The 8,325-nt window shown below is 46.1% G+C and carries 4 protein-coding genes; 1 reads left to right on the forward strand and 3 read right to left on the reverse strand.

Annotation, left to right across the window (positions count from 1 at the left end; all coding sequences use genetic code 11):
- Nucleotides 1-17: 17 nt before the first annotated feature.
- Nucleotides 18-2,747, reverse strand: a complete 2,730-nt coding sequence (locus U2P89_RS01630; protein ID WP_091907679.1) for a 2-oxoglutarate dehydrogenase E1 component — start codon at nucleotides 2,745-2,747, stop codon at nucleotides 18-20.
- A 258-nt stretch (nucleotides 2,748-3,005) separates the two neighbouring features.
- On the opposite strand from U2P89_RS01630, the gene U2P89_RS01635 reads away from it, so the two are divergent.
- A complete protein-coding gene (locus U2P89_RS01635) occupies nucleotides 3,006-4,664 on the forward strand; it encodes a diphosphate--fructose-6-phosphate 1-phosphotransferase (protein ID WP_076931554.1) in 1,659 nt (552 codons plus the stop codon).
- A gap of 81 nt (nucleotides 4,665-4,745) precedes the next feature.
- Here the strand turns inward: U2P89_RS01635 and U2P89_RS01640 are convergent, their stop codons facing one another.
- Nucleotides 4,746-6,875 (reverse strand): peptidylprolyl isomerase, encoded by a 2,130-nt coding sequence (locus U2P89_RS01640; RefSeq protein WP_322190422.1) that lies wholly within the window; start codon nucleotides 6,873-6,875, stop codon nucleotides 4,746-4,748.
- A gap of 131 nt (nucleotides 6,876-7,006) precedes the next feature.
- Nucleotides 7,007-8,296 (reverse strand): hemolysin family protein, encoded by a 1,290-nt coding sequence (locus U2P89_RS01645; protein WP_322190423.1) that lies wholly within the window; start codon nucleotides 8,294-8,296, stop codon nucleotides 7,007-7,009.
- Nucleotides 8,297-8,325: the final 29 nt, after the last annotated feature.

An 8,325-nucleotide genomic window follows, 5' to 3' on the forward strand; every position in this document is an offset into this window, starting at 1 on the left:
TTACCAATCTTGAATTTTTAATCTTGAATCAAATTTAATGCTTTATCCATGATGACCGCCTGATGCACTTTATGTTGTGCCGTAAGGCCTTCTGCTGTAACACCGCTGGATGGGCGACTGATAACCCGTAAGGTACAGCCGATTTGCTGTTTTACAAAAAGGGCCGCCCCCATATTGAGCGGTTCTTCCTGCACCCACACCAATTCCACATTTTCGGGATAGCGCTGTAATATCTCCTTGATCTGTTTTTCCGGGAAGGGATAAACCTGTTCCAGACGTAATATGGAAATATCATCTATTTTTTTCTCCTTCCTTACCGCATTGAGTTCATAATAGATCTTACCACTACAAAGCAACACCCTTTTCACTTTCGACGGATCTTCTATATATTTATCTTCTATCACTTCCAGAAACCGTCCTTCAGTGAAATCGGCAAGAGAAGAGGTACACTCGGGATGACGCAGCAGGCTCTTGGGCGTAAAGACGATCAGGGGAAGGCGGATATCACGGTGCAACTGCCTGCGCAGCACATGGAAAAAGTTGGCAGGCGTGGTACAGTTCACCACTTGTAAATTATAGTTGGCACAGAGGCTCAGGAAACGTTCTATCCGTCCACTCGAATGTTCTGCCCCCTGCCCTTCATAGCCGTGCGGAAGGAACATCACCAACCCGGACCTTATACCCCATTTCTCCTGTGCTGCCGAGATATACTGGTCCACAATCACCTGTCCCACATTGTAGAAGTCACCAAATTGTGCCTCCCAGATGGTAAGTCCATAGGGGTGAGCCAGAGAGTAACCATACTCAAATCCCAATACGCCATATTCATTGAGAGGTGAATTATAGACCCGCACAGGTGCCTGCCCTTCTCCCAGGGTCTTCAGGGGGAAATATTTCTCTTCTCCGTCTTCAGTGATCACCTCAGCATGGCGGTGTGAGAAGGTCCCCCGTTCGGAATCCTGGCCACTCAACCTCACCGAATACCCTTCCTTGGCTAAAGAAGCGTACGCCATCAGCTCACCCATCGCCCAATCATAATTGTCCTGCCCAATCATGGCTGACCGCTGTGCGAACAGGCGCCGGGTCTTGTTGAAGAATTTTTTATCCTCCGGTAATTTTGTAATATCCTTTGCCAACTCAAGGAATAACTCTCTTGAAATGGCCGTATCGACACTCTTCTCGAAATCGGAGGCTTCCGGATAACGGATATTCTTGTATCTGTTCGGGAAAAAAGGTTGAAGGTTCAGTTTATCCGATTTGAGCGACTCTTCATAAGCCTCCTCTAATCGCCGGTGAAACCCGGATACTTTTGCCTCGAACTCCTGGCGGGTAATGACATCTTCGGCAATCAGTTTTTCCGCATAGATATCCCGCGGGTTTTTATGCTTGGCTATGATATCATAGAGTTTAGGTTGCGTAAAACGCGGTTCATCTCCCTCGTTATGGCCATACTTCCTGTAGGATAGCAGATCTATAAAGACATCGGTATTGAATTTCTGACGAAATTCCAATGCCAGTCTGGCAACATATACCATCGCTTCTATGTCATCCCCGTTCACATGGAATACGGGAGAGTGTGTCACCTTTGCCACATCGGTACAGTAGGTACTCGACCGTGCCTGCAAGTAATTAGTAGTAAATCCTACCTGGTTGTTAATCACTATATGGATAGTGCCACCCGTTTTATAACCTTCGAGCTTTGAAAACTGGATGGTTTCATACACGACACCCTGTCCGGCGATAGCCGCATCCCCATGGATAAGGATCGGCAGTACCTGGTCGTAGTCATAATCATGCACGTTCTCCAGCATGGCCCTGGCAATACCCTCCACTACAGGGCCTACCGTTTCAAGATGAGAAGGATTGGGGGTAAGGCTGAGTGTAATAGTACGCCCTTCATATTCGATAGTACTGTTATAGCCGAGATGGTATTTCACATCCCCATACTTGATCTCCTCTGCATAATTCTGGGCATTGAATTCACGAAACACCTGTGCATAGGGTTTTTTCATCAGGTTGGTGAGCACGTTCAACCGTCCCCGGTGTGCCATCCCTATCACGATCTCATTCACGTCATACGCACCGCCACGCGACATGATGGCATCCAATGCCGGAATGATAGACTCTGATCCCTCTAAAGAAAAACGCTTCTGTCCAACAAACTTTCTATGAAGATAGTCCTCGAAACCGGAAGCTTCGATAAGCCGGTCAAGTATCCTTAGCTTCGCCTCCCGGGGGAGCATCTCCCGGTTTTCAGAGAGTTCCATTTTTTCCTGTAACCATCGCACGATCTCCGGCTTGGTCATATAACGGTATTCCACTCCGATCGACTTACAATAGGTTTTCTCGAGGCGGGTTATGATCTCCCTCAGGGTAGCTTTACCCAGGCCTACCTCATGCCCGGCTTCAAATTCCAGGTCGAGGTCACCCTCGGTAAGATCGAAATTCTCAATGGCAAGTGTCGGCGAATAGCTACGACGTGTACGTACAGGATTGGTCTTGGTAAAAAGGTGGCCTCTTCGCCTGTAACCGGTAATTAGTCTCATTACGGCCAACTCTTTCCGGGAGTTCTCTACTGAGGTACTACTCTCTCCCGGTTTTACCGGAAAACGGGTAATGGCTAAGTCAAATCCCTGAAAGAAATAACGAAAACTCTCATCCACACTCCCAGGATCTGCTTTATATCTTCTATATAAATCCTCTATGGCGTCCAGATCCACTGCATTCATCTCATCTTTGGCATTCATCGGTCAATCTTTGAATATTCGTATAAATGAAAAGTGAATATCCTTTCCACTTATATCGTATGAATGGTAAAGATAGTAAAATTGTTCATTATTTCAGGAAAAAATAGTACTTTTGAGGTTGAACTTCATCGACTGTCAGTCGTTGCCCGGCCGTATTAATCCGGGTGGAGTTTCTTCTACCCGTTTGCTGATCGCAAAGTCCGGCACAAACTATCCGAGAAGAGACAAATACAATTTATCATAAAAAAAATCGATCTAATGACAAAAAGTGCTTTACAAATTGCAAGGGCAAGTTATGTGCCCAAAATGCCCGAAGGTTTGAAGGGTAATGTGGACATCAGGGAAGGTGCTGCCACACAATCAGTACTGGACCAGGAAGAGATTCAAAAACTCTTCCCCAATACGTATGGGATGCCGGTTGTTCAATTTATACAAGCAGCCGGTGAACCCGGAGTATCGGAACCGGTAAATGTGGGAGTGATCCTTTCAGGCGGACAGGCTCCCGGAGGGCACAATGTGATTGCCGGAATATTCGACGGCATTAAAAGGTTACACAGCGACAGCAAGCTATATGGTTTCATTCTGGGGCCTGACGGGCTGGTCAAGCACACATATAAGGAACTTACCGCCGACATCATTGATGAATATCGTAATACGGGAGGGTTTGACATCATCGGCTCCGGACGCACAAAACTGGAGACAAAAGAGCAATTCGACAAAGGGCTCGAGATACTAAAAAAACTGGATATCAAAGCGCTGGTCATCATCGGGGGGGACGACTCCAATACCAACGCCTGCGTTTTGGCCGAATATTACGCATCAATCAACGCAGGTGTGCAGGTGATCGGTTGTCCCAAGACCATTGATGGCGACCTGAAGAACGAGCAGATCGAGACCTCATTCGGTTTTGACACGGCCTGTAAAGTATATTCGGAGTTGATTGGCAATATCCAGCGCGACTGTAATTCAGCGCGCAAATACTGGCATTTCATCAAGGTAATGGGTCGTTCGGCATCGCACATCGCACTGGAATGTGCATTGCAAACACAACCCAATATATGCCTGATCTCGGAAGAGGTGGCCGCCAAAGAACAGTCACTCGACGACATTATCGACTACATAGCCGGCGTGATCACCCAACGGGCGGAAAAAGGACTGAATTTCGGCACAGTGATCATACCCGAAGGATTGATCGAATTTATCCCGGCAATGAAGAAGTTGATCCATGAACTGAACGACTTCCTTGCACACAATCAGGAAGAGTTCAACCTGGTACGTCGTTCCGGACAACGCGATTACATTATCAGCAAGCTCTCAAAAGAAAATGCCGATATTTACGCCAGCCTTCCCGAAACGGTAGCACGCCAGCTCACGCTGGACCGTGACCCGCACGGCAACGTACAGGTATCGCTGATCGAGACCGAGAAGCTGCTTGCTGAAATGGTGAAAAAACGCCTTGACGCATGGACGAAAGAGGGTCGCTATAAAGGTAAATTCTCCAGCATCACCCATTTCTTCGGCTATGAGGGACGTTGTGCCGCTCCGTCGAACTATGATACCGATTATTGCTATTCACTCGGTTATACAGCCTCCATGCTGATTGCGGCAGGCAAGACCGGGTATATGTCATCGGTACGCAACACCACTGCTCCTGCCGCAGAATGGATCGCAGGCGGAGTGCCCATCACCATGATGATGAACATGGAACGTCGTCACGGAGAGATGAAACCGGTAATCCAGAAAGCATTGGTGGAACTGAATGGTGCCCCGTTCAAATATTTCGAAAGCCAACGTGACCAGTGGGCGGTTGAAACCGACTATGTATATCCCGGCCCTATCCAGTATTTCGGCCCGACCGAAGTATGTGACCAGCCAAGCAAAACATTGCAATTAGAACAGAAGGGCAACATCGAGTAATAACTCACTTTATACGAATAGTAAAAGAGGTGGCCTCCGTTGTGGAAGCCACCTCTTCTTTTTGTTTTGCCAAGGATGTAATCAGAAGAATCTGAAACGATTGTCTTCTACTCCCAGTTTATCTTTCAAAACCTCTACCGATTGCATCTGCAAGCGATAAGCATTGTTATTCAGTATACGGTTTTTCTGCTCGTCGGCATCATATTCGTCTGTTCCTTCGGTACGATTGACTACTGTAGCCACATACACACCCATATTCCCCTTCATCGGACCTACGACCTTATTAAGTGGGGCAAATGCAGAAACAGCATTCAAAGCCGGTTCAAATCCCAATCCTGTAATATTCTGGGTATTGAAATTCACAAAACGGACGGTATCGGTATTGGTGTTCATCACTGTTGCATAGGCATCCGTAGAGGAGAGGTTCTGTGATTTCAGATCGCTAATGATCTTTTCAGCCTTCTTCTCGTTCACCAGTTGGGAACGGATACCGGAAGAGACTTCCGACAAAGGCGTCGTGCCTGACGGTATCACCCTTTCTACCCTTGCGATGATACGTAAGTTAGTAAGGTCGAACTTCTTCACGGCGCCTGCCTTCTTCTCATTGGCAGCCCAACTGATCACCTGACGCGAACCGGGTATCTGCGCCAATGTGAAATCATTTGCAGAAACAGTAATACCGGGCATCACCATATATCCTTTTTCAGAGGCCAGTTCATTGAACTTCTGCTCTACACCGGGCGTGGAGACGAACTGATTCAGTTCGTTATCGATATTGTTCGAGGTCTTTTCACTCGGCAACACCGGCATATCCACAATGGCCAGCTTATATTTATTGACCGGACGTGTACGCTCTTCCACCTGAAGGATAAGTTGCTGTCCGGGGATAGACAATTTAACAGGTTGGCCTATAGGTGCATTAAAAGCAGTTTTTACCAGATCTGTGCTGAAGCCTGCAAGATCGATCTCTCGTGCCCATCCCATATCTCCGCCGTTGGAATTGGGGTTGAGGCTGTTGGCAACCTCTGCAAAAGGAGTACCTCCGACAATAGCCCCGTAAATACTATCCACAAAGTGGGTGATGACAGAATCCTGCCCCACCATCGAAGCATCGGGAATAGCCATCATCCTCAAATGTACGGAGTCGGGAGCGACAGTCTTATCGATCAACTTGTAAATATGAAATGAGTCACCTTCACGTTTCGGACCATACATTTCATTGATTGCAGCAGAGCGGACAAACTCCACCTGCGTGGGAGTCAGCATATGCTCGCTTACAAATACATCACGATAGGGCGTTTGTGAATAATCGGCCACAATAGCCGCAGGATTGGCAGCACCGCTCAGTTCATCAAAGGCTTTGCGCGATTCTGCTTCTACTTCGGCATAATCTTCTTCACTGGGAGTGATGCCTTTGGTAAAGTAGGAAAGCTTCACCAGAGGGGCTTCCATCCTGAAAGATGACTTATGTTTGTTATAAAACGCTTTTACTTCTTCATCGGTTACATTTACCACAGAATCAGGAACGGTGAAGTAGCTCTTCATCGCATACTCTATATCGGCATTCCGTTGTGAGTGTTCGAACGCTGTTTTCGCCTCCACATCATTCACAATAACCGCATTAGACAGAAGGGAGATATATTTTTCTTCCAGCCGTTGTGTCCTGATCATCTCCTCGATGAACAACCACAAACTCTTGTATTGATTCACCAAAGCCTGTTCCTGGGGATTAGGACTTGGGATGTTTACCGTATTGATAAACTCTATCAGAGCTCTCCTGTCAAACATACCGGTTTGCGGGTCGAGGAAAAACGGAAGTTGCTGTAACACAGGCGAAATAGATTGTCCATGCACCAGATCATTCAGTTCCTCTTTGGTTACAGTGAGTCCCAGTTTTGCTGTCTGGTGACCAAGCAAACGATCCCGCACCATTTGCTGATACACGGCTTCGCGTATCTGCGACGACACATTTTCATCGAGGGATGACTGTCCGCTTACCATCTTCTGGAATTCTTCGAACTGTGTAATCTTATCGGCATATTGCTGAGTTGAAATTACCTCGCGGTTAACTACAAACGCCTTGTCTTGCGCCCTTCCAAATAATGTTGTTCCGGAAGTGAGTAAATCTCCCAACACAAAGGCAAGCAACGCCAAGCCGATTACAATGACGAGGAGCGTACCTTTATCTCTAATCTTCTGTAAAGTAGCCATCTAACTATCTTTTTATTGTACTTAGAACGTGATAAATTGTTATAATTCAAATAAGGGCACGAAGTTAGCAAAAATAACGCAGACAGCGTTATTTTTTTAAGGAAAAAGTGCAGATTAACGTGTCTATATAATCAGGACAACATCTCCTCTGCTGTTTTGCTTTTGGTAATAAGCCTTACGACTTCTATTTTCCGTGCCGTTACTTTTAGTATTTTAAAGGTATATTTTCCGATAATAACAGTTTCATAGGTTTTCGGGAAACGTTGAGTGTGAAACAACAGGTAGCCGGCAATGGTAGAATATTCATCCGACCTGGGAATATCAAGGTGGTATACTTCGTTCAGATGGTCTATTTCCACACGTCCCGACATCACCAATTCGTTTTCGCCCTCTCGTTTTACAAATTTCGACTCCACGTCATATTCATCCTCTATGTCGCCGAATATCTCTTCCACCAGATCTTCCATAGTGACAATCCCTGAAGTACTTCCAAACTCGTCCACTACCACGGCAATACTTTTACGATGCTGCATCAGGTCGCTCATCAACCGGTTAGCCTGCATGCTTTCAGGCACGAAAGAGATAGAAGCAAGATTATTTGTCCAGTCCTGCGGATTATTGAAAATCTCCCACATATGGATATAACCGACTATATTATCGAGATTTTCTTTAAAGACCAAAATCCTGGAGATGCCGGATTCGATGAACAACTCTTTTAACCTGTCGAGGTCGGTATCGAGGCTCACCGCCACAATATCGGCACGGGGCACCATACAATCCCTCACTTTTTTGGAGGAAAAATCGAGGGCATTACGAAAAATCTTAACCTCAGAATCGACCTCCACCTCTTTCGACATATCACTGCTATTATTCTCTATAACGGCATCGAAATTAACCCGGTAAAAGAGATCGTCTTGTCCCGAGGCAGACAATTTAACACCTGAGAGCCTAAGTATAAATTTCGAGAACCTTTCAAGTAATCCGGCAACAGGATAAAGCAATATGTGAAATAAAAAAGCAGGTAAGAGAAACAGTTTCACCCAGAGATCGGGCTTTTTTCCAAACAGGATACGCGGCAGGAACTCATTCGTCAGCAAGAGGAAAAAGGTGGCAATCAAGATGATCAGGGATATTCTGAGAAAATCGTTGCCCGGTGCACCACTCGGGTAGTGGCATATGACCAGGCCGGTAAAATAAACAAAAAGAAGAAGCAGGATAATCCTTCCCACCATCATTGCTGCCTGAAACCGGTGAAAACGGCTGTAAATAGCATTCAGCATGTAGCTGTAAGCACGTGTTGAACCACTGTTGACTACATATTGCAACTTACCGGAAGAAATATAAGCCAACTCCATCCCCGAAAAAAGAAGGGAGAGAAACAGGAATCCAACCCACCACCCTATTTCTACATGGGTATACACTTTAGTTATGAGTTATGAGTTATAAATTA

Origin of the sequence: Proteiniphilum sp., from assembly GCF_034331125.1 — a bacterium.
Classification (GTDB): domain Bacteria; phylum Bacteroidota; class Bacteroidia; order Bacteroidales; family Dysgonomonadaceae; genus Proteiniphilum; species Proteiniphilum saccharofermentans.